This is a genomic window from Nitratireductor sp. GCM10026969 (assembly GCF_042660605.1).
GTDB lineage: Bacteria > Pseudomonadota > Alphaproteobacteria > Rhizobiales > Rhizobiaceae > Chelativorans.
Genome location: NZ_JBHSUM010000038.1, coordinates 15,297 through 33,427 on the forward strand (window position 1 = coordinate 15,297; position 18,131 = coordinate 33,427).

16 protein-coding genes and 1 tRNA gene are annotated in these 18,131 nt (G+C 64.1%); 11 read left to right on the forward strand and 6 right to left on the reverse strand.

Going from position 1 to position 18,131, the window contains the following annotated elements:
• Nucleotides 1-42 precede the first annotated feature (42 nt).
• Together galE (ACFP9U_RS10590) and ACFP9U_RS10595 are read right to left on the reverse strand one after the other, a co-directional pair.
• Complete coding sequence (gene galE / locus ACFP9U_RS10590; RefSeq protein ID WP_378621211.1) at nucleotides 43-1,029, reverse strand: UDP-glucose 4-epimerase GalE; 987 nt, start codon at nucleotides 1,027-1,029, stop codon at nucleotides 43-45.
• Nucleotides 1,029-2,042: a UDP-glucuronic acid decarboxylase family protein gene (locus ACFP9U_RS10595; protein ID WP_378621212.1), complete on the reverse strand. Its 1,014-nt coding sequence runs from the start codon at nucleotides 2,040-2,042 to the stop codon at nucleotides 1,029-1,031. Before ACFP9U_RS10595 ends, galE (ACFP9U_RS10590) begins: the two co-directional genes overlap by 1 nt.
• Nucleotides 2,043-2,419: 377 nt before the next feature.
• On the opposite strand from ACFP9U_RS10595, the gene ACFP9U_RS10600 reads away from it, so the two are divergent.
• The 3 genes from ACFP9U_RS10600 to galE (ACFP9U_RS10610) all read left to right on the forward strand — a co-directional run bounded on the left by ACFP9U_RS10600 (nucleotide 2,420) and on the right by galE (ACFP9U_RS10610) (nucleotide 5,353).
• Nucleotides 2,420-3,580, forward strand: a complete 1,161-nt coding sequence (locus tag ACFP9U_RS10600) for a helix-turn-helix domain-containing protein (RefSeq protein ID WP_378621215.1) — start codon at nucleotides 2,420-2,422, stop codon at nucleotides 3,578-3,580.
• 96 nt (nucleotides 3,581-3,676) lie between these two features.
• Nucleotides 3,677-4,282: a biotin transporter BioY gene (locus ACFP9U_RS10605; RefSeq protein ID WP_378621216.1), complete on the forward strand. Its 606-nt coding sequence runs from the start codon at nucleotides 3,677-3,679 to the stop codon at nucleotides 4,280-4,282.
• A gap of 81 nt (nucleotides 4,283-4,363) precedes the next feature.
• Entirely contained in the window at nucleotides 4,364-5,353 is a 990-nt protein-coding gene (galE, locus tag ACFP9U_RS10610; protein WP_378621244.1) for a UDP-glucose 4-epimerase GalE, read from the forward strand.
• Between the two features lie 39 nt (nucleotides 5,354-5,392).
• Here the strand turns inward: galE (ACFP9U_RS10610) and ACFP9U_RS10615 are convergent, their stop codons facing one another.
• Nucleotides 5,393-5,974: a sugar transferase gene (locus ACFP9U_RS10615; protein ID WP_378621218.1), complete on the reverse strand. Its 582-nt coding sequence runs from the start codon at nucleotides 5,972-5,974 to the stop codon at nucleotides 5,393-5,395.
• Nucleotides 5,975-5,989: 15 nt separating this feature from the next.
• Nucleotides 5,990-7,936 (reverse strand): polysaccharide biosynthesis protein, encoded by a 1,947-nt coding sequence (locus ACFP9U_RS10620; RefSeq protein ID WP_378621219.1) that lies wholly within the window; start codon nucleotides 7,934-7,936, stop codon nucleotides 5,990-5,992.
• A 263-nt stretch (nucleotides 7,937-8,199) separates the two neighbouring features.
• Between ACFP9U_RS10620 and ACFP9U_RS10625 the strand changes: the two genes are divergently transcribed.
• Nucleotides 8,200-8,274: transfer RNA gene (locus ACFP9U_RS10625), tRNA-Gln, on the forward strand.
• A gap of 117 nt (nucleotides 8,275-8,391) precedes the next feature.
• Here the strand turns inward: ACFP9U_RS10625 and ACFP9U_RS10630 are convergent.
• A complete protein-coding gene (locus ACFP9U_RS10630; RefSeq protein ID WP_378621221.1) occupies nucleotides 8,392-9,498 on the reverse strand; it encodes a LacI family DNA-binding transcriptional regulator in 1,107 nt (368 codons plus the stop codon).
• Between the two features lie 257 nt (nucleotides 9,499-9,755).
• On the opposite strand from ACFP9U_RS10630, the gene ACFP9U_RS10635 reads away from it, so the two are divergent.
• The 7 genes from ACFP9U_RS10635 (at nucleotide 9,756) to ACFP9U_RS10665 (ending at nucleotide 17,356) form a co-directional block, all read left to right on the forward strand.
• Complete coding sequence (locus tag ACFP9U_RS10635) at nucleotides 9,756-10,739, forward strand: autoinducer 2 ABC transporter substrate-binding protein (RefSeq protein ID WP_378621223.1); 984 nt, start codon at nucleotides 9,756-9,758, stop codon at nucleotides 10,737-10,739.
• 82 nt (nucleotides 10,740-10,821) lie between these two features.
• Entirely contained in the window at nucleotides 10,822-12,342 is a 1,521-nt protein-coding gene (locus ACFP9U_RS10640; protein ID WP_378621225.1) for a sugar ABC transporter ATP-binding protein, read from the forward strand.
• Nucleotides 12,335-13,336 carry an ABC transporter permease gene (locus ACFP9U_RS10645; protein WP_378621227.1) on the forward strand — a complete coding sequence of 334 codons (1,002 nt, stop codon included), beginning with the start codon at nucleotides 12,335-12,337 and terminating at the stop codon, nucleotides 13,334-13,336. The genes ACFP9U_RS10640 and ACFP9U_RS10645 overlap by 8 nt, the downstream gene beginning before the upstream one ends.
• Nucleotides 13,333-14,328 (forward strand): ABC transporter permease, encoded by a 996-nt coding sequence (locus ACFP9U_RS10650; protein ID WP_378621229.1) that lies wholly within the window; start codon nucleotides 13,333-13,335, stop codon nucleotides 14,326-14,328. Before ACFP9U_RS10645 ends, ACFP9U_RS10650 begins: the two co-directional genes overlap by 4 nt.
• Before the next feature lie 2 nt (nucleotides 14,329-14,330).
• Nucleotides 14,331-15,179 carry a sugar phosphate isomerase/epimerase family protein gene (locus ACFP9U_RS10655; protein ID WP_378621231.1) on the forward strand — a complete coding sequence of 283 codons (849 nt, stop codon included), beginning with the start codon at nucleotides 14,331-14,333 and terminating at the stop codon, nucleotides 15,177-15,179.
• A 28-nt stretch (nucleotides 15,180-15,207) separates the two neighbouring features.
• Nucleotides 15,208-16,665 carry an FGGY-family carbohydrate kinase gene (locus ACFP9U_RS10660; RefSeq protein WP_378621234.1) on the forward strand — a complete coding sequence of 486 codons (1,458 nt, stop codon included), beginning with the start codon at nucleotides 15,208-15,210 and terminating at the stop codon, nucleotides 16,663-16,665.
• Nucleotides 16,652-17,356, forward strand: a complete 705-nt coding sequence (locus tag ACFP9U_RS10665; RefSeq protein ID WP_378621236.1) for a class II aldolase/adducin family protein — start codon at nucleotides 16,652-16,654, stop codon at nucleotides 17,354-17,356. Before ACFP9U_RS10660 ends, ACFP9U_RS10665 begins: the two co-directional genes overlap by 14 nt.
• A gap of 39 nt (nucleotides 17,357-17,395) precedes the next feature.
• On the opposite strand, the gene ACFP9U_RS10670 is transcribed toward ACFP9U_RS10665, so the two are convergent.
• The coding region (locus ACFP9U_RS10670; protein WP_378621238.1) for an NAD(P)H-quinone oxidoreductase at nucleotides 17,396-18,131 on the reverse strand (736 nt) is incomplete at its 5' end.

The following is an 18,131-nucleotide window of genomic DNA, read 5'->3' on the forward strand; positions in this document are numbered from 1 at the left end:
CCAGCGCGTGGGAGCCGGTCACGTCATTTGCCGCAACGTGCTTCATGCCCGTGCCTCCAGGCCGAAGAATGGGGCGGCGGTGCGTACGATCGTCTCGACGTCGGAATAGCGCGTCTTGAAGCCGAGCATGCTGCGGGCAAGGGTCGGATCGGCATAGAGCGCCGGCGGATCGCCCGCCCGGCGGGAGCGAAAGGTGACCGGGACCTCGCGCCCTGTCGTCTTGCGAATGGCCGAGAGAATTTCCTTGATGGAGGAACCCTGTCCGGTCCCCACGTTAAGGGCCAGGTTTTCCCCGCCGCCGACCAGGTGCTCGAAGGCCAGCAGATGCGCCCGCGCCAGATCCGCGACGTGGACATAGTCGCGGATGCAGGTTCCGTCGGGCGTTGCGTAGTCGTCGCCGAACACCTCCAGATGCGGGATCCTGCCGCTTGCGGCCAGGAGGGCGCGCGGAATGAGGTGTGTTTCGGGGTCGTGCCATTCGCCGAGTTCGCCGTCGAGGTCGGCGCCACAGGCGTTGAAATAGCGCAGCGCCACATAGCGCAGACCAAAGGCGGCAGCATGATCACGCAGCATGTGCTCGGTGATCAGCTTCGTCCGTCCGTACGGATTAATGGGATGCTGCGGCGTGGTCTCGCTGATCGGCAAAATTTCCGGCACGCCGTAGACGGCGCAGCTGGAGGAGAGGATCACCTTGTCGATGCCGGCCAGTCGGCAAGCTTCCAGCAGCGACAGCGTACCGGACACGTTGTTGCGATAATACTTCGCCGGGTCCTGGACCGACTCTCCGACATAGGCCGATGCCGCAAAATGGATCACCGCGACGGGTTCGTATTGCTCGATCGCTTGGACCAGACGCAGCGTGTCCAAAATATCCCCGTGCACGAACGGGCCCCAGCGCACCGCCGAACGGTTGCCCGTCGTCAGATTGTCGTAGACGATCGGCTCGATGCCGCGGGAGTTGAGCAGCTTGGCGGTGTGGCTACCGATGAAGCCCGCGCCGCCGGTGACGAGGATTCTGCGCGCGGGCATCAGGCCACCTCTTCGCGCTCGCGGTCCGACTGTGCGAGGACGCGCTCGAAATAGAGGATCGTATCCTTCAACCCCTCGGACAGGGGCACGCGCGGCTGCCATCCCAGCACACGCTCTGCAAGCGTGATGTCGGGGCGGCGCTGGCGCGGATCGTCCACTGGCAGGGGGCGGTTTACGATGCGCGAACGGCTCCCAGTGATCTCGACGACCTGCTCGGCCAGCTCGGCGATGGTGAATTCTCCGGGATTGCCGAGGTTCACCGGACCGCTGAAGGAGGGTTCCGTACCCATCAGGCGTATGAAGCCTTCGATCAGGTCGTCCACATAACAGAAGGAGCGGGTCTGGGTGCCGTCGCCGTAAATGGTGATATCCTCGCCCTTGAGCGCCTGGACGATGAAGTTCGACACCACGCGCCCGTCGTCGGGACGCATGCGCGGACCGTAGGTGTTGAAGATGCGGGCGATCTTGACCTCGACCCCGCGCCGCGCCCGAAAATCGTGAAACAGGGTTTCGGCGCAGCGCTTGCCCTCGTCGTAGCAGGCACGCGGCCCAAACGGATTGACGTTGCCCCAGTAGCTCTCGACCTGCGGATGAACGTGCGGATCGCCGTACACCTCCGAGGTGGAAGCCTGGAAAATGCGGGCGTTTCGGCTTTCAGCCAGCTCCAGCAGATTGAGCGAGCCGATGACATTCGTCCGGGTCGTATGAACGGGATCGGCCTGGTAGTGCGGAGGAGAGGCGGGGCTGGCGAGATTGTAGATCTCGTCGATCTCGATATCGAGCGGCTCGACGATGTCGTGATTGACGATGCTGAAGGAGTTGTAGCGCGACAGATGCCGCACATTGCGCATCAGCCCGGTTGAAAAATTGTCGACACAGATAATGTGGTGCCCGGCCTCCAGTAGTCTTTCGCACAGATGCGAACCGAGAAAGCCCGCACCGCCAGTGACGAGGATTCGCCGCGGTGCCTGCGCCACGGCCACACGGGATTGCGCATTGTAAATAATACCCACGATCAGCCCCAATTCACTATTTGTATTGTCCTATGCCTTCCCCAAGGCGCAAGAATACTGTCCCGTTTATGCGGCGGGCAGCTTGCTTATTCACGAATGTCTTCCTGTCCTCTTTCGGAGGACGAGGGGAAAGCTTGATAATTCTGATATACGGACAAGAGGGGCGTGTCGTTATCGGTTCGTCCGGAAAGTTATCAACATGTACATTTTTACGAAAAAACCGACGGTGGCCGCGCCTACGCGGTCGATGGCGAGTCCGCCGCCGTATCCGCCTGCAACTTTCTCGCGACCGGTCTGTGGATACTCGTCCGTCGCCTCAAAATCGGCTGATTGGTTTATCAGAAGAATTTTATGACGTTTGGAGGCAGGTGAGCTGAATGTCGGACGGTGTGTGGAAGCCTGGGCGCGGTTTTGGCCAAGGCACGGACTCGTCCGACCATCAGGCGCATGAGCGCCGCCGCTGGCCGCGCACTCTCCGTCAGGCACCGCCCCATGCACCGGCTCCGCCTGTACTCAATCCGTTGCACTTTTCCACCCGCGCACTCGAGCCGGCGCACCAGTTTGATGCCTGGCAAGCCTACGTCGCCTCACTGGTGGATATCCGCCTGCCCGAGGGCACGAGCATCGATGGCGGCTTTCCTGCCGATCACACGGCCTGGCACCTGGGCGAGATCCTCTTCGTCCAGCAGCGTACGCCCGCTCACAGCTATGTCCGTTCGTCTGCCAGGCTACGCGCCAGCCCCATCGATCACTGGTATCTGAGCATCCCGCGCAGCGGGCATAGCTGGACGGAAGTGAACGGAGAGGTGGCAGAGGGCGCGCCGGGTCAGGTCGAGTTCAGATCGCTCGGCCAGCCTTTCAGCGGGCGCGCGCTCGATTGCGAAACGGTACTCATCTATATGCCGCGCGACCTGTTCGCCGACAAGCCGGCCGTGCTGGACGGAGCGAACAACTCGATCCTGTCGGGCAATCTGGCGACCCTTTTGACCGACTATGTCGGCAGCGTCGAGGCCACGCTGGACAGCCTCTCGGCGCAGGACCTGCCACGGGTCGTGCAAACGGTGAGGGATATGGTGGTGGCCTGCCTTTCCGCGGTTGCCGGCCAGCAACCGACTTCGGAGAATCAGGCCAATCCCGGCCTGATGGAGCGCGCACGCCGCCATATCCACCGCAACCTTCACTCAGCGGATCTGACGCCCGATGCGCTGTCCCGGGACCTGGGTATTTCGCGTACCCGTCTTTACCAACTGTTCGAGCCCAGCGGCGGTGTCCTTCACTACATCCGCCGACGCCGGCTGATCGCCGCACACGCCGCGCTCAGCGATCCCGAGAACGACCAGCGCATCCTGGATATCGCGCAATCCGTCGGGTTTGAGTCGGCGGCGAATTTCAGCCGCGCCTTCAGCCACGAGTTCGGCTATAGCCCGCGCGAGGCGCGCAACGCGGTCGCGACATCGGCCCTCACGCAGGCCGAACCCGCCTCCGAACAGAAGGCGACGCGTTCGTTTGACGAGTGGCTCAGGATGCTTGCGCCCTGACAAGCGTCGGCGTGGCGTCGGCTTATTGCCGCTGCGCACGGAAGCGAATATAGAGAAAGCAGTTCGCATCCATCAGAAGAAGTCCACGGAGGTTCCATGTCGCAGGCGATAGCTTCTCGATCGCTCGTATCTCTTGCCTTGCCCCGCTCCGGGACGGCGCGCATCGCCGCACAAGCGCTCGCCGTCGTCGGCGGCACGCTGCTTTTGACACTGGCCGCCAAGACCAAGGTGGTGCTGGGACCGGTCGATCTTTCGCTCCAGAACCTGGCGATCCTGCTCATCGCCGCCTCCTTCGGCCTGCGGCTCGGCGTGGCCACGCTCCTGCTCTATCTGGCCGAGGGTGCCATGGGCTTTCCCGTGTTTCAAAGCACGCCCGAAAAGGGGATTGGCCTGGCTTATATGGTTGGGCCGACGGGCGGCTACCTCGTTGGGTTCGTCGTCATGGCGGCGATGGTCGGTTATGCTGCCGATCGCGGCTGGGACCGCAACGTCCTGAAGCTCGGAGCGGTGATGTTCCTGGCGCAGGCAATGCTCCTGTTCCTCGGATTTGCCTGGCTTTCCGTGCTGATCGGCGCCGACGGCGCATGGCAGTTCGGCGTGCTGCCCTTCATCCTGCCGGATCTCGTTAAGGCGGCGCTCGCGGCCTGTCTCGTGCCGGCGGGCTGGGCCGCCTTAAGGGGCCTGGGTCTAGGCCGGGCTTGACCGTCCACCGTGGAGAACGTGTGAGGGCCATGGGCGCGGCCTGCCCCATGGCCCTTTTCCTATAAAGGAGGGATGTTCGCCTTGACTGTGCTCGTGACGGGTGGAGCCGGATATATCGGCAGCCACATGGTCTGGGAGTTGCTCGACCGTGGCGAAGAGGTGGTGGTGGTGGACCGGCTGTCCACCGGCTTCGACTGGGCGGTGCCGCAGGCGGCCGAACTCGTCGTGGGCGATGTCGGCGACCAGGCGCTGGTAGAGCGGACGATCGAGCGCCGCGGCGTCGATGCGATCATCCATTTCGCCGGGTCGATCGTGGTGCCCGAATCCGTCGCCGACCCACTCGGCTATTATCTCAACAATACGGTCAAGTCGCGCGCCCTCATCGAAAGCGCGGTGCGGTGCGGCGTGAAGCACTTCATCTTCTCCTCGACCGCCGCCGTCTACGGCACGCCGCGCAGCAACCCGGTGACGGAAGACGATCCGCTCGCGCCCGAGTCGCCCTACGGCACATCGAAGCTCATGACCGAGACCATGCTGCGCGACGTCGCCGCCGCCCACGACTTCGCCTACACGGCCCTGCGCTACTTCAACGTAGCGGGCGCCGACCCAGGACAGCGCTCCGGTCAATCCACCCGCGGCGCCACGCATCTCATCAAGGTCGCCTGCGAGACGGCCGCCGGCAAGCGCCCGCATATGGAAGTCTTTGGCGATGATTATCCCACGCACGACGGCACCTGCGTGCGCGACTACATCCACGTCTCGGACCTGGTGAACGCGCATTATCTGGCGCTGCAGCGCCTGAGACAGGGGGGCGGCAGCCTGGTGGCCAATTGCGGCTACGGGCGAGGCTTCTCCGTGCTGGAGGTCATCGACACGGTCAAGCGCGTGGCAGGAACGGATTTCGCCGTGCGGAAGAGCGCGCGCCGGCCGGGCGATGCCGTCGAGATCGTCGCCAGTGCAGAGCGGTGTTTTACCGAGCTCGGCTGGAAGCCGGCCCATGACGACCTCGAGGAGATCGTCACCCATGCGCTTGACTGGGAAAAGGTGCTTTCGCGGCGCAACCGGGTTTAGACAATTGCAGTGAGATCGGCTCCGGCCTTCCCGAAGCCGCTACGACCGCCAGAAGGTTTGCGCCAGGAGCGATACATCGCGGCCGAGCGACCAGTTGCGCAGATACTCCGCATCGGTCTTTGCGCACAGCGCCGGATTCGACATGTCGATGCCGCGCACCTGCGACAGACCCGTCATGCCTGGTGCCACGGCGAGCACCCCCTGATGCAGCCGATGGTGGATCAATTCCTCCTGTTCGGGAAGGCAGGGGCGCGGCCCGACAAGCGACATGTCCCCCCGCAAGACATTCCACAACTGCGGGAGCTCGTCGAGCTTCGTCCGCCGCAGAAATCGCCCGACCGGCGTCACGGCGTTGGGCGCCATCTCGTGGGTCGGCACGGACGGTGTGTCCACGTGCATCGTCCTGAGCTTGTAACATCGGAACGGGATGCCATGGCGGCCGACCCGTGTCTGCGCGTAGACGACCGGACCTTTCGACGACACGCGGATAATCGCCGCCATCAGGACCAACACGGGCAGGGACAGCGCGGCAAACGGAACGGCCAGGACGAGATCGAAGATGCGTTTGGGACGATGAGGCCGATATTCCTGCCGTAAGGCGTCGGCTGCGGATTGCGCCACGGCTGCTCCTTTTCGTTAGGCCGAATGCCGAAGTTGCGTGGTCGTCTCGACAGCGTGCTGCGGCAAAGCCTGGTTCGCCCGCTCGCTGTCGTTTTCCTTCAATTGCTCGAAGAGTACGCGCCTAACCTCCGCCTCGTTGCCACTCTCGATCGCATCGCTGAGCTGCTTCAGCATGGCGGGCACGCCCCCGGCAACGCCATCCTGCGGCTTGGCGCGCAGGATCTTGGGATGGCGCGTCGCCGTGACGCCGGAGGGATCGTAAAACAGCTCCTCGCACAGCTTTTCGGCCGGGCGCATACCGATGGTGACGATCTCGATGTCGCCGTCCGGATTGTCCGCGTCCCGCACGGTGAGGCCGGCAAGCATGATCATATCTTCCGCCAGGTCGCGAATCTTCACCGGCTCGCCCATGTCGAGCAGCAGGATGTCGCAACTGGTGGACAGCGCGCCCGCCTGAACGATCAGTTCCGCGGCCTCGCGCACGGACATGAAATAGCGGGTCATGCCTTCATGGGTCAGCGTCACCGGACCGCCGGCGGCGATCTGCTCCTTGAAGAGCGGCACCACCGAGCCGCTGGAGCCGATCACGTTTCCGAACCGCACGCAGGAAAAAACCCGTCTTTTGCCGTTCTTCCGTGCCGCCTGCATCCCGTAGTGGCGCACGATCAGTTCCGCCCAGCGCTTCGTTGCGCCCATCACGCTCTTCGGCCGCACCGCTTTGTCGGAAGAGATGAGGACGAAGTTCTCGACGGTCGAGGCGCAGGCTTCCTTCACCACCGTGAGCGTGCCCATCACGTTGTTGCGCACGCCTTCGAGTTGGTTCTCCTCGACGAGGGAGACATGCTTGTAGGCGGCGCAATGGTAGACGGTCTCGACCTTGTGCTCGTTCAGGACGCGGCGCAGAAGGCGCGCATCGGTGATGGAGCCGAGGACAGCGACCAATGGGAAGGCGCCGTAGCGGCGCAGTTCACGCTCGATCTGGTAGAGGCCCAGTTCGTTGAAATCCAGCAGGATGAGCTTGGCGGGATTGGCCTGGGCGACGGTGCGGCAAACCGCCGAGCCGATCGAGCCCGCCGCCCCGGTGATGAGAATCACGCGGCCTTCGACCGGCGCGCGCAGCAATGCCGGATCGGCGGGGACCGGCGACCGGCCCAGCAGGTCGTCGATGTCGATATCGCGGATATAGCTGACGAGATATTTGCCGGCGGCCAGATCGGCGATCGGCGGCAGGACCCGGATTTTGACCGGGAACTGCCCGAGGCTCGCCACAACCTCGCGCCGCTTGCGCGTGCTCGACGATGTTGTGGCGATGATGACTTCGTGAATTCCCATATTGGTGATGAGTTCTCCAATCCGCGCGGTCGGATAAATGCGGATTCCGAGAATATCCATGCCTTGCAGGCTGGGATCGTCGCTGAGGAAGCCCAGGACCTGGCAGTCGCCAGCGGCATGCAGTGCCTCGGCGAGTTGTGCCGCAGCGTCGCCGGCACCGAAGATCAGGACCCGCGTCTTCTCCTTCGGCCGCGGCAGGCCGCGCCGCAGCAGCCATTTGATTCCGAAGCGGCTCCCGGTCACGGCCACGATCCCGCCGATCCAGTAGAGCACGACGATCGTGCGGGGCACGCCCTCCGCGCCGTAGGAGAGGGTGAGAAAGACCACAGAGACCCAGATGAGCGTCGAGATCGTCACGGCCTGGACGATGGTCCAGATCGCCCGCTCGCGCAGATAACGCAGCACGGCACGGTAGAGGCCCATATAGACGAAAACCGGAATGGCGATGGCCGGGCCGGCGAGAATCAGGAATATCTGCTCGCGGTTGGGGATGAAGAGCCGCTCGAAGCGAAAGCAATAGGCGAGCCAGATAATCATCGTCAGCCCGATGATATCGGCAGCAAGAAGCAGGGCCCGCTTCGTGCGGCGCGGGCGCGTGTGAATCCATTGATGGATCCCAACCAATGTCATGGTCTATGACACCCCATCACGGATTACCGCACCCTCTCTTTGCGTAATACATATCAATTCTGCCCGCGGCGGCAGGCAGAATTGAGGCATTCTCCTATCAGCATTCGCAGCAAAGGTCGAATAGCACGGGTATCACCAAACGCAAGCCACTGTAGCGTTTCGTGTATAGTGATCCTGTTTGCCGTGCATGGGGCGTTGCGTCGCGGCGCCGGTCCCTCTATATGGGCGGGGTTCGACGGCGGCTCGGCCGTGCGGTCCGGTGTTGGGGCGTAGCCAAGCGGTAAGGCAACGGTTTTTGGTACCGTCATGCGCAGGTTCGAATCCTGCCGCCCCAGCCATTCAATCGGCAAATCGCTCAAGGCTTTTCTGGCGAGCCGGTATTCGAACACGTCCTGCTTTTCCGTTTCAGGTTTTCGGCTACGGCGCTCCGTACGGGCTGCCCGCGCCGTCGGCATTCATGCCTCTGCTCGCGGTGCGATCAGATCGGCGCCTGGCTGTACGGTCGGTTCGATGTCCTTCAGCGCGTCGAGCGGTCCTGTGAGCGCGGTCCGCGGCGCAATGAGTTTCGGGGCGACGAGATGGATGCGCGGCGCCGTCGGCGGTTCCTCCATCACGCGGAAGGCCTCACTCAGCATGGCTTCTATGTCCTGGCGGATCATGATGACCGGGAAGGGCAGGAACGAGGCGAAAGGATCGTAGTCGTAGCAGCCGACCACGATTTCCGAGAACGTCTCGTGCGGATGATTGGCCATGAAGCGCAGGAAGCCTTCGAAGTTGATCGAGGAATTGACGAAGAGCGCGCGCGGCAGCTTATCCTGCTTCTCATAGAACGCCTCGAATGCGATGCGCGTCTTTTCGGGGGAGTAGCCGGTCGGCTGGATGCACGCATCCGGGTCGCCGCCGAGCATCTCCCGCTTGACCGCGCGAAACCCGCGAATGCGCTCGCGGCTGTTATGGTCGTTCCGGCCTCCGAAAAGGAACACCTCTTCCGGTGCAAGCGGCTTGTCGGCGGGAAACTGGCGGATGATCGCCTCGGTAAGCGCCCGCCCGCCGGCATAGTTGTCGCTGATGACGGAAGACGTCTTCGTGCCAGGAAGATCTATATTGATGTGCTTGACGCCGGCCTTCTCGCAAACCGCGTGCACCCCGTCGGGATCGGTGGCGCCGCAGATGAACAAGGCATCGACGGAATAGGAGATCAGCGTCTCGGCCTTCTCGCGCTCTTCCTCCGGGTCGCGGCTGGCGCTGGCGACGATCGGACACCGACCCTTTTCCCTGACCATTGCCTCGAAGGTCTGGGCCAGCGAGGAGAAATAGCGGTTGTCGTAGATCGGCAGCAGCAAACCCACGAGGCCGGAACGCGCATTGCGCAGGCCCTGGGCCTGGCGGTTCGCCGTGTATTGATGCTCTTCCGCGAGCCGGCGGATGAGGTCGGCCGTGCTTTCCTTGATCCGGCGCTTGCGCCAGGTGCCATTCAGCACCGCGCTGACGGTTGAGGGCGAACTCCCCGAAAGCACCGACAGGTCGTAGATCGTCGCCTTTTTCTTGCTGTCGTTCTTCATCCGAAACCCCCGGACATCTCTATAGGCATCCGCGCGTACCGCGAAAGCCTTTGCCTCTTGACGAAAGGCGATCTGTGGCTGATAGTCATTGCACCATCGATTGTGCAAAAAGGAAAGAACGATTTGCCGGTGGTGGCGCTGCTTGGTGGAAAAGCAGCTCTTAAGGGAGGCGGGAAACTGATTCTTCGCCGTTATTGCGCCGGGCCCGCGCCTTTCGCCGGCCCTTGGTTCCCAGGAACCGACAGAGGAGGAGACACATGAAAAGTCTGTTAGCGGCTGCCTTCGCAGCCACCGTTTCCGTGGCTGCAGCCTTCGGCGCCCACGCCCAAGAGACTCCGAAGGTGGGTGTCGTCGTCAAAATCGGCGGCATTCCGTGGTTCAATGCCATGGAGGCCGGCATCGAGGAGAGAGCGGAAGAACTCGGCGTCGACGCCTCCATGGTCGGTCCGACGAGTGCGGATCCGGCGCTGCAGGTGCGTGCTATAGAGGACCTGATCGCCCAGGGCGTGGACGTCATCGGAGTGGTGCCGAACGACGCCACGGTTCTGGAGCCGGTGCTGACCAAGGCGCAGGAGCAGGGCATCATCGTCATCACCCATGAGTCGCCCGGGCAGAAGGGGGCGGACTGGAACTTCGAGCTCGCCTCCGCAGACGGCTTCGGCGAGGCGCATGCCGAGCTTCTGGCCGAGAAGATGGGCGGCGAGGGCAAATATGCCGTCTTCGTCGGCTCGCTGACGGTGCCGCTCCACAATGCATGGGCGGATGCGGCGATCGCCTATCTCGAGGAAAACTTTCCGGACATGGAACTTGTCGGCGAACGCTACGGCGTCGCCGAGGATGTCGACGAGAGCCGCTCGACCGCCCTCGACCTGATGTCGGCCCATCCCGATTTGAAGGGCTTTCTCGCTTTCGGCAGCCAGGGGCCGATCGGCGCCGGTCGTGCCATCGAGGAGCGCCGTAAAGTGGGCGAGGTCTTCGTGCTCGGTCCCTTCTCGCCGGGACAGGGGCGCAAGCTCATCAAGTCCGACGCCATCTCCGGCGGCTTCATGTGGAATCCGAAACAGGCCGGCGAAGTTTTTGTCACGCTCGCCGACATGCTCGTGAAGGGCGAGACGATCGAGGCCGGTGACGAGATCGAAGGCCTCGGCGTGGTCGAGCCGGAGGGCAACGACATCATCGTCGACCAGCTGGTGACCATCAACAAGGACACCGTCGACGACCTGGCCGATATGGGACTTTGAACCTCAGCGTTCCTCCCTTGTCGGGCCGGCTCCGGCCGGCCCGGCAGCCCCTTTCATCCGACTGCCTGAGGGTTGAAAAGGCATGGCCATGGCTTCTCCGTCGAGCGCGTCCGAAGCGCAACCACCCCTTCTATCGCTGGAAAGCGTCAATATGACCTTCGGCGGCGTGCGTGCGTTGCGCGACGTGTCCTTCGACGTCCGTCCCGGCGAGGTCCATTGCCTGGCCGGCGAGAACGGCTCGGGAAAGAGCACGCTGATCAAGGTGATCACCGGCGTCTACCGGCCCGCGGCCGGAGCGCGGATCGACTATGACGGAACGACCTACCATCACATGTCGCCGGTGACCGCGCAGGCCGCCGGAATCCAGGTGATCTGGCAGGATCTTGCCCTTTTCCCTGAAATGTCGGTCGCCGAAAACATCGCCTTTCAGACCGTCGTCGGCCGCTGGCCGCGCAAGGTGAGCCATTCGGCCATGCGCGAGACGGCGCAGCGCGTTCTGGAGCGCCTCGGCGTCAGCCTCGATGTCGATGTTCCTTTACGTGAATACTCGATTGCCCGCCGCCAGATCGTGGCGATCGCGCGCGCCCTGGTGGGCGAGGCGAAGATCGTCTTCATGGACGAGCCGACGGCCTCGCTGACCCAATCCGAAACCGATCATCTCCTGGAAATCGTCCGCAATCTGTCGGCCTCGGGCATTGCCGTCGTCTTCGTCAGCCACCGCCTGGCCGAAGTGATCGAGATTTCCGACCGTATTACCGTCCTGCGTGACGGCAAGCTGGTGGGTGTCTATCCGGCCGAGGGGATGACCCAGTCTCGGATCACCGAACTGATGACGGGCAAAACCTTCGACAACAATGTGCGCGCGCGCTCCCGCGAGGGCGCACCGGCGGTGCTGGAGGTGGAAGGACTGGCGCGCAAAGGCGAGTTCGAGGACGTCTCGCTGACGGTCAGGCAAGGCGAGACGCTCGGCATCACGGGTTTGCTCGGCTCCGGGCGCACCGAGTTGGCGCTGACGCTGTTCGGCATGCGCCGTCCCCATCGCGGGACGGTCCGCCTCGACGGCCGGCCCGTCCGCTTCGGCTCCAATCGGGAGGCGATCCGCGCCGGCGTCGCCTATCTTTCCGAGGACCGGCTCTCGCTCGGCCTCATTCAGCCGCAGTCGATAGCCGACAATCTGGTGATCGCCTCGATCGACAAGATTCTGTCGGGCGGACTCATCTCGGGCGAGAAGAAACACGACCTCGTCTCGAAATGGATCGTCGATCTCGGCGTCAAGATCGGCCATGAGGACGATCCGATCTCCACCCTTTCCGGCGGCAACCAGCAGCGTGTGGCGATCGCCAAGTGGCTCGCCACGGATCCGAAGCTTCTGATCCTCGACGCGCCGACGGTCGGCGTCGACGTCGGCGCCCGCGCCGGCATTTTCGACATCGTCGCGCGTCTTGCCGAGACCGGGCTTGCCATCATCCTGATCTCCGACGAGGTGCCGGAAGTCTATTTCAACGCCGACCGCGTGCTGCACATGGCCGACGGACGGGTCGTCGGCGAGTACGACCCCCGGGACGCATCGCTTTCCGATATGGAGGCCGCCGTCTATGCGTAGGCTCCTCCAGACCCAGGCGACGGAAATGGCGTTGCTCGCCGTGATCGCGCTGATCTGCGTCTTTCTTTCCCTGGCCTCGGACCGCTTTTTCACGCTGGTCAACGCCTTCGATCTTCTCAACATCAGTGCCGTCAACATCATCTTCGCGGTCGGTCTGCTGGTGGTGCTGATCGCCGGCGGGATCGACATCTCGTTCGCCGTGGCGGCTTCGGTCGTGCAATATGTCACGGCATTGATCCTGGCTCAGATCGGTGGTGGCGGCTGGATAAGTGGCCTACTGATCGCCGGTAGCGTCGGCGTGCTCCTGGGCGCCTTCAACGCCTTCCTGATTCACACGTTCCGCATCATCTCCATCGTCGTCACCATTGCCACCTTCAACATCTATTTCGGCCTCCTGATGTTCTTCACGCGCGGCGTGTCGATCTACGACCTGCCCACCTGGTGGACCGACAGGGTCATTCTGTTCGAGCGCGAGATGGCCGACGGAAGCTGGGCGGAAATCCGCCTACCGGTCCTGGTCATGGTGCTGTGCGTCTTCGCCACATGGTTCCTGATCCGCCACACCTCGACCGGACGCCAGCTCTACGCGTTCGGCGACAATCCCGAAGGTGCGCGGCGCTTCGGCATCAACATCGGCGCCATGCAGTACATCGCTTTCGGCTGGGTGGGGTTGATGGCCGGCATCGGCGGGCTGGTCCAGGCGCACTACGCACAGGAGGTGGTGCCCAACGCGCTTTACGGCCGCGAACTCGAGGTGCTGGCCGCCGTGGTGCTCGGCGGGGCGCGGCTCGGCGGCGGAAGGGGTTCGGTGCTGGGCTGCGTGCTCGGCGTGCTCCTGATCTCGATCATCGGAAACGGGCTGAACCTGATGGGCGTGTCGCCCTATGCGTTCCGGATGATCATCGGCGCCATCATCCTGGCCGCGATTACGCTGTCGAACTCCAGTATCGAAAAGCTGCTGCCCTTCATGCGCACCGAAGGTAGAAAGTCATGACGGGCCTTTTCGCGCGCGCCCGCCGGATCTTCGGCGGGGATATGGTCGGGCCGATCGTCGCCCTGATCGCGGTCGTCGTGGTGTTCGGCACCGCCTCGCCGCGGTTTCTCTCCGCGGCGACCTTCGGATCGGTCGCCTTCCAGCTGCCCGAGCTTGGCCTGCTCACCCTCGCCATGCTGCTGCCGATCCTGACCGGCGGGCTCAATCTCGCGGTCACCTTCACCGCCAATATCGCGGGGCTCGTCGCAGCCTGGGTGCTGCAGGCCAATGGCGGCGTCGACGCGGGACCTTTAGCCTTCATGCTTGGCGTCGCCCTGGCGCTCGGTGCAGGCGCGCTGAGCGGCACGGTGATGGGCCTCGTCATCGCCTACACGCGCGCGCATCCGATCCTTGTCTCCCTTTCGATGATGATCTTTTTGCGCGGGGTGGGTGAGTTCGCCACACGCGGCGGCGACATCTCGGGCTTTCCCGCCTTCGTGCGCCCGCTCGGCCATGGATCGGTTCTTGGCCTGCCCGTGCCGCTCCTGGTCTTCATCCTGTGCGTCGGGCTCTGGCATCTCCTCCTGTCGCGCACCAAGCTCGGCTTCAACACCTACATGGTCGGCTCGAACGTCGAGGCCGCGCACTATTCCGGCGTCAACACCCGCAAGGTGCTCGTGCTGGTCTACACGCTGTCCGGCCTGATGTGCGCTGTCGCCGGCATCATCATGATGGCGCGCTTCAATTCGGTGCGTGTCGGGCACGGCGAGGCCTACCTGCTGATCACCGTGCTGGCCTGTTTCCTGGGCGGGGTGAATCCGTTCGGCGGCTTCGGCCGGGCCGTCCCGGTTTTCGTCGCCCTCATCGTCCTTCAGCTTCTGTCGTCGGGGCTTAATCTCCTCGGTGCCAACCAGCATCTGGCCACGGCCGTGTGGGGAATGTTGCTGGTGGTCGTCATGGTCCTGCGCTGGTTTGCCGGACAGTTCGCAATCTTTGTGGCAAGAAAGGAATAGAGATGGAGGGATTTGGCGTTCACACCAGTATGTGGACCATGAACTGGGACCGCGCCGGCGCCGAGAAGGCGATCGCCGCCGCCGTCGAGTACAAGATGGACTTCATCGAAATCGCGCTCCTCAACGCACCGGCCGTCGATGCCGCGCATACACGCGCCCTTCTCAAGAAGCATAACCTGCGCGCCGTCTCCTCGCTCGGCCTGCCCGAGCCGGCGTGGGCCTCGCAGCGCCCCGAGGCGGCCATCGATTATCTGAAGGTGGCCATCGACAAGACGGCGGAGATGGGGGCAGAGGCCCTTTCCGGCGTCATCTTCGGCGGCATCGGCGAGCGGACCGGCGTGCCGCCCACCCAGGCCGAGTACGACAATATCGCCCGGGCGCTGACGGCCGCCGCCAAGCATGCCAAGACGCACGGCATCGAACTCGGCGTGGAAGCCGTCAACCGCTACGAGAACCACCTGATCAACACCGCGCGCCAGGCGGTCGAGATGATCGAGCAGGTGGGCGCCGACAACATCTTCGTCCATCTCGACACATACCATATGAACATCGAGGAAAAGGGCGCGGCCCTCGGTATTCTCGATGCGCGCGAGCACCTGAAATACATCCACCTGTCCGAGAGCGACCGCGGCACGCCGGGATACGGCAACGTGCCCTGGGACGAGATCTACGCCGCCCTTGCGGCGATCGGCTTCAAGGGCGGGCTCGCCATGGAGAGCTTCATCAACATGCCGCCGGAGGTCGCCTACGGGCTGGCCGTCTGGCGCCCTGTCGCGAGGGACGAGGCGGAGGTGATGGGCAATGGGCTTCCATTCCTGCGCAACAAGGCGAAGCAATACGGGCTGATCTGATCGGCCATGAACCGGCCGGGAGGAGAATATGGCTGAGAGGCGGGAGAGCGGCACGGTCGCCGTGCTCGATGTCGGCAAGACGAACATCAAGCTCAGTGCTGCGACCGCCGAAGGCGCCGTGCTCGAAACGCTCAGCGTCGAAAACCCGGTCCGTGGCGGCCCGCCCTGGCGCCATCACGACCTGCAGGCCGTGCGCGGTTGGCTCCTCGAAGGGCTGGCACGGCTTGCCCGTCGCCATCCGCTCGAAGCCTTCGTCGCCTCCGGTCATGGGTCCGGCGGCGTGCTCGTCCTTGAGCATCCCGATATGGGCGACGGCACGGCGCTGCCGATGATCGACTACGAGCAGCCGCTACCGGAGGCGGTCCGAATGGCCTATGGCCCCTTGAGCGGTACGTTCTTCGACCGCGGCAGCGCGACGATGCACGGTGCCACCCATCAGGCGCGTCAGCTCTACTGGATGCAGCAGGCCGAACCTGAAGCTTTTGCGCGGGCGCGCTGGTTTCTCGGTGTGCCGCAATACTGGGCGTGGGTGCTGTCCGGCGTGGCCGTCTCGGAAACGAGCCTGCTTGGCGCGCAATCGCACTTGTGGAATGTGGCGGAGAAACGCTGGTCGCCGATCGTCGCCCGTCAGGGATGGGAGCACCTCCTGCCGCCCTTTGCAAAGGCGTGGGAGACGGTCGGCTCGCTGCGCCCGGAGCTCAGCAAACGTCACGGTCTGCCGCAGGGGCTGCGGATTCTTGCCGGCGGCCACGACAGCAGCCTCAACTACTACCGCTACCAGGCCGCCGGCCTGACGGACGTCGCCGTCGTCTCGACCGGCACCTGGATCGTCGGCCTGTCCGGGCGCACGCCATTCGCGAGGCTTGACGAGAATCGCGGCATGACCTGCAACAGCGACGTCTTCGGCAATCCGCTCGGCGGTGTCCTGACGATGGGCGGACGCGAGTTCGCGGCGATCGCCGGTGAGGCGGCGGACGCGAATGTCGGGCGCGAGACCATCGCCCGTCTGGTCGGCCGGGGCACGATGGCGCTGCCCTCCTTCGGCCACGACGACGGCCTTTTCCCCGGCAGCGCCGGCGCGGGGCGCTTTACGGGCCCTCCGCCCGAGACGCCACAGGAGCGCAAGGCGCTCGGCGTTCTCTATTGCGCGCTGCTTACGGTCGAGTGTCTGGACGCGCTGGGCGAAGGCGCGCAGGTGGTGCTCGACGGCAGCTTTCTGCGCGAGCCGCTCTATCCCGCGCTCGTCGCCGCCTTCGCCCGCAAGCGGCGCGTCCGCTTCAATCTCGACGCCTATGGCGTCGCATCCGGCGCGGCACTTCTGGCAAGTCACGAGACGCGGACAGAGCCGGCGCCGGTCGAACTCAGCGAACCGGAAGGGCTGGGCGCCTTCGCGAGCAAACTTTCTTCCTACGCTTCCCGCTGGCGCGGGGCCGCGCGGGCCGTCAAACCGGATCAGACGAAAGGAGCCATACATGGCCGAAACTGAGAAGGCGGCGCTGCGCCGCCAGATGGTGGAGATTTGCCGCCGCATGAATACGAGCGGCATCAATCAGGGCACCTCGGGCAATCTTTCCGTGCGCACGGCGGACGGGTTCCTCATCACGCCCTCCTCGATGCCCTATGAGACCATGACGCCGGACGACATCGTGGAGATGGGCTTCGACGGCACCTATGTCGGCCATCGTCCGTCCTCGGAATGGCGGTTCCACCGGGATATCCTGCGCGCCCGCACCGATATCGACGCCGTGCTGCATTGCCACTCGATCTATGCCACCACGCTCGCCTGCCACCACAGGACGATCCCGAGTTTCCACTATATGACCGGGGTCGCCGGCGGCACGACGATCCGCTGCGCCGAATACGCAACCTTTGGCACGCAGGCGCTGTCGGACAACGCGCTGGCCGCACTCGAGGGCCGGCTGGCCTGCCTGCTCGGCCAGCACGGCCAGATTTCGCTCGGCAAAACGCTCGATGCCGCACTGTGGCTGGCCATCGAGGTCGAGACGTTGTCACGCATCTATGTGCAGGCGCTGACACTCGGCGAGCCGCCCGTCCTGCCCGATGACGAGATGGAGCGCGTGCTCGAGCAGATGCGCAGGATGAGCTACGGCCAGGCGCCGGATGCCGAAGGCATCAACGACATCGCGCGGCCGCGTGAAGCCGTGAAGGGCGGATAGTCCCGGAAGATCATCTCGGAAGCCTACTACGCGGCGCCGTCAGTCCACCGTCAGCACGATCTTGCCGATATTGGCATTCGATTCCATCAACGCGTGCGCCTTGGCGGCCTCGCGCAGCGAGAAGCGGGCGTGGACCAGCGGCTTGCACTTGCCTTTCGCGAAAAGTGGCCAGACCTTCGATTCTAGCTGTGCGGCGATCTCGGCCTTTGCTTCGAGTGACTGGGCACGTAGCGTCGAGCCAGTGTGGGTGAGCCGCTTCATCATGAGGCGCATGTAATCCACCTCGACGCGAGATCCCTGCAGGAAGGCGATATTGACGATGCGCCCGTCGATTGCTGCGGCCTGGTAGTTCTTTTCGATGTAAGGGCCGCCGACCATATCGAGGATCACGTTGGCGCCGCGCTTGCCGGTCTCCTCCTTGACCACGGCAACCCAGTCCTGCTCACGGTAATTGATCGCGAGATCTGCGCCGAGTTCGCGGCAAGCCGCGCATTTCTCGTCGGAACCGGCGGTAACGAACACACGCGCGCCGAAGGCCTTGGCCAGCATGATCGCCGTCGTGCCGATGCCGGAGGCGCCGCCATGCACGAGCAGGATCTCCCCTCCGCTCAGCCGGCCGCGCTCGAAGACATTGTGCCAGACGGTGAAGAAGGTTTCCGGTACCGCCGCCGCCTCGACGGTCGACAGTCCGGCGGGCAGGGGCAGGGCGTTGCGCGCGTCGACGAGCGCATACTCGGCATAGCCGCCGCCCGGCGTCAGCGCGCAGACGGCATCG

Excerpts from the sequence above, each read along its gene's own strand:
- ACFP9U_RS10635 (WP_378621223.1), top strand. The coding sequence starts at position 9,756 with ATGAAAAGTCTGTTAGCGGCTGCCTTCGCAGCCACCGTTTCCGTGGCT.
- galE (WP_378621211.1), bottom strand. The coding sequence starts at position 1,029 with ATGCCCGCGCGCAGAATCCTCGTCACCGGCGGCGCGGGCTTCATCGGT.
- ACFP9U_RS10660 (WP_378621234.1), top strand. The coding sequence starts at position 15,208 with ATGGCTGAGAGGCGGGAGAGCGGCACGGTCGCCGTGCTCGATGTCGGC.
- ACFP9U_RS10640 (WP_378621225.1), top strand. The coding sequence starts at position 10,822 with ATGGCCATGGCTTCTCCGTCGAGCGCGTCCGAAGCGCAACCACCCCTT.
- ACFP9U_RS10630 (WP_378621221.1), bottom strand. The coding sequence starts at position 9,498 with ATGAAGAACGACAGCAAGAAAAAGGCGACGATCTACGACCTGTCGGTG.
- ACFP9U_RS10605 (WP_378621216.1), top strand. The coding sequence starts at position 3,677 with ATGTCGCAGGCGATAGCTTCTCGATCGCTCGTATCTCTTGCCTTGCCC.
- ACFP9U_RS10665 (WP_378621236.1), top strand. The coding sequence starts at position 16,652 with ATGGCCGAAACTGAGAAGGCGGCGCTGCGCCGCCAGATGGTGGAGATT.
- ACFP9U_RS10600 (WP_378621215.1), top strand. The coding sequence starts at position 2,420 with ATGTCGGACGGTGTGTGGAAGCCTGGGCGCGGTTTTGGCCAAGGCACG.
- ACFP9U_RS10645 (WP_378621227.1), top strand. The coding sequence starts at position 12,335 with ATGCGTAGGCTCCTCCAGACCCAGGCGACGGAAATGGCGTTGCTCGCC.
- ACFP9U_RS10620 (WP_378621219.1), bottom strand. The coding sequence starts at position 7,936 with ATGACATTGGTTGGGATCCATCAATGGATTCACACGCGCCCGCGCCGC.
- ACFP9U_RS10650 (WP_378621229.1), top strand. The coding sequence starts at position 13,333 with ATGACGGGCCTTTTCGCGCGCGCCCGCCGGATCTTCGGCGGGGATATG.
- ACFP9U_RS10655 (WP_378621231.1), top strand. The coding sequence starts at position 14,331 with ATGGAGGGATTTGGCGTTCACACCAGTATGTGGACCATGAACTGGGAC.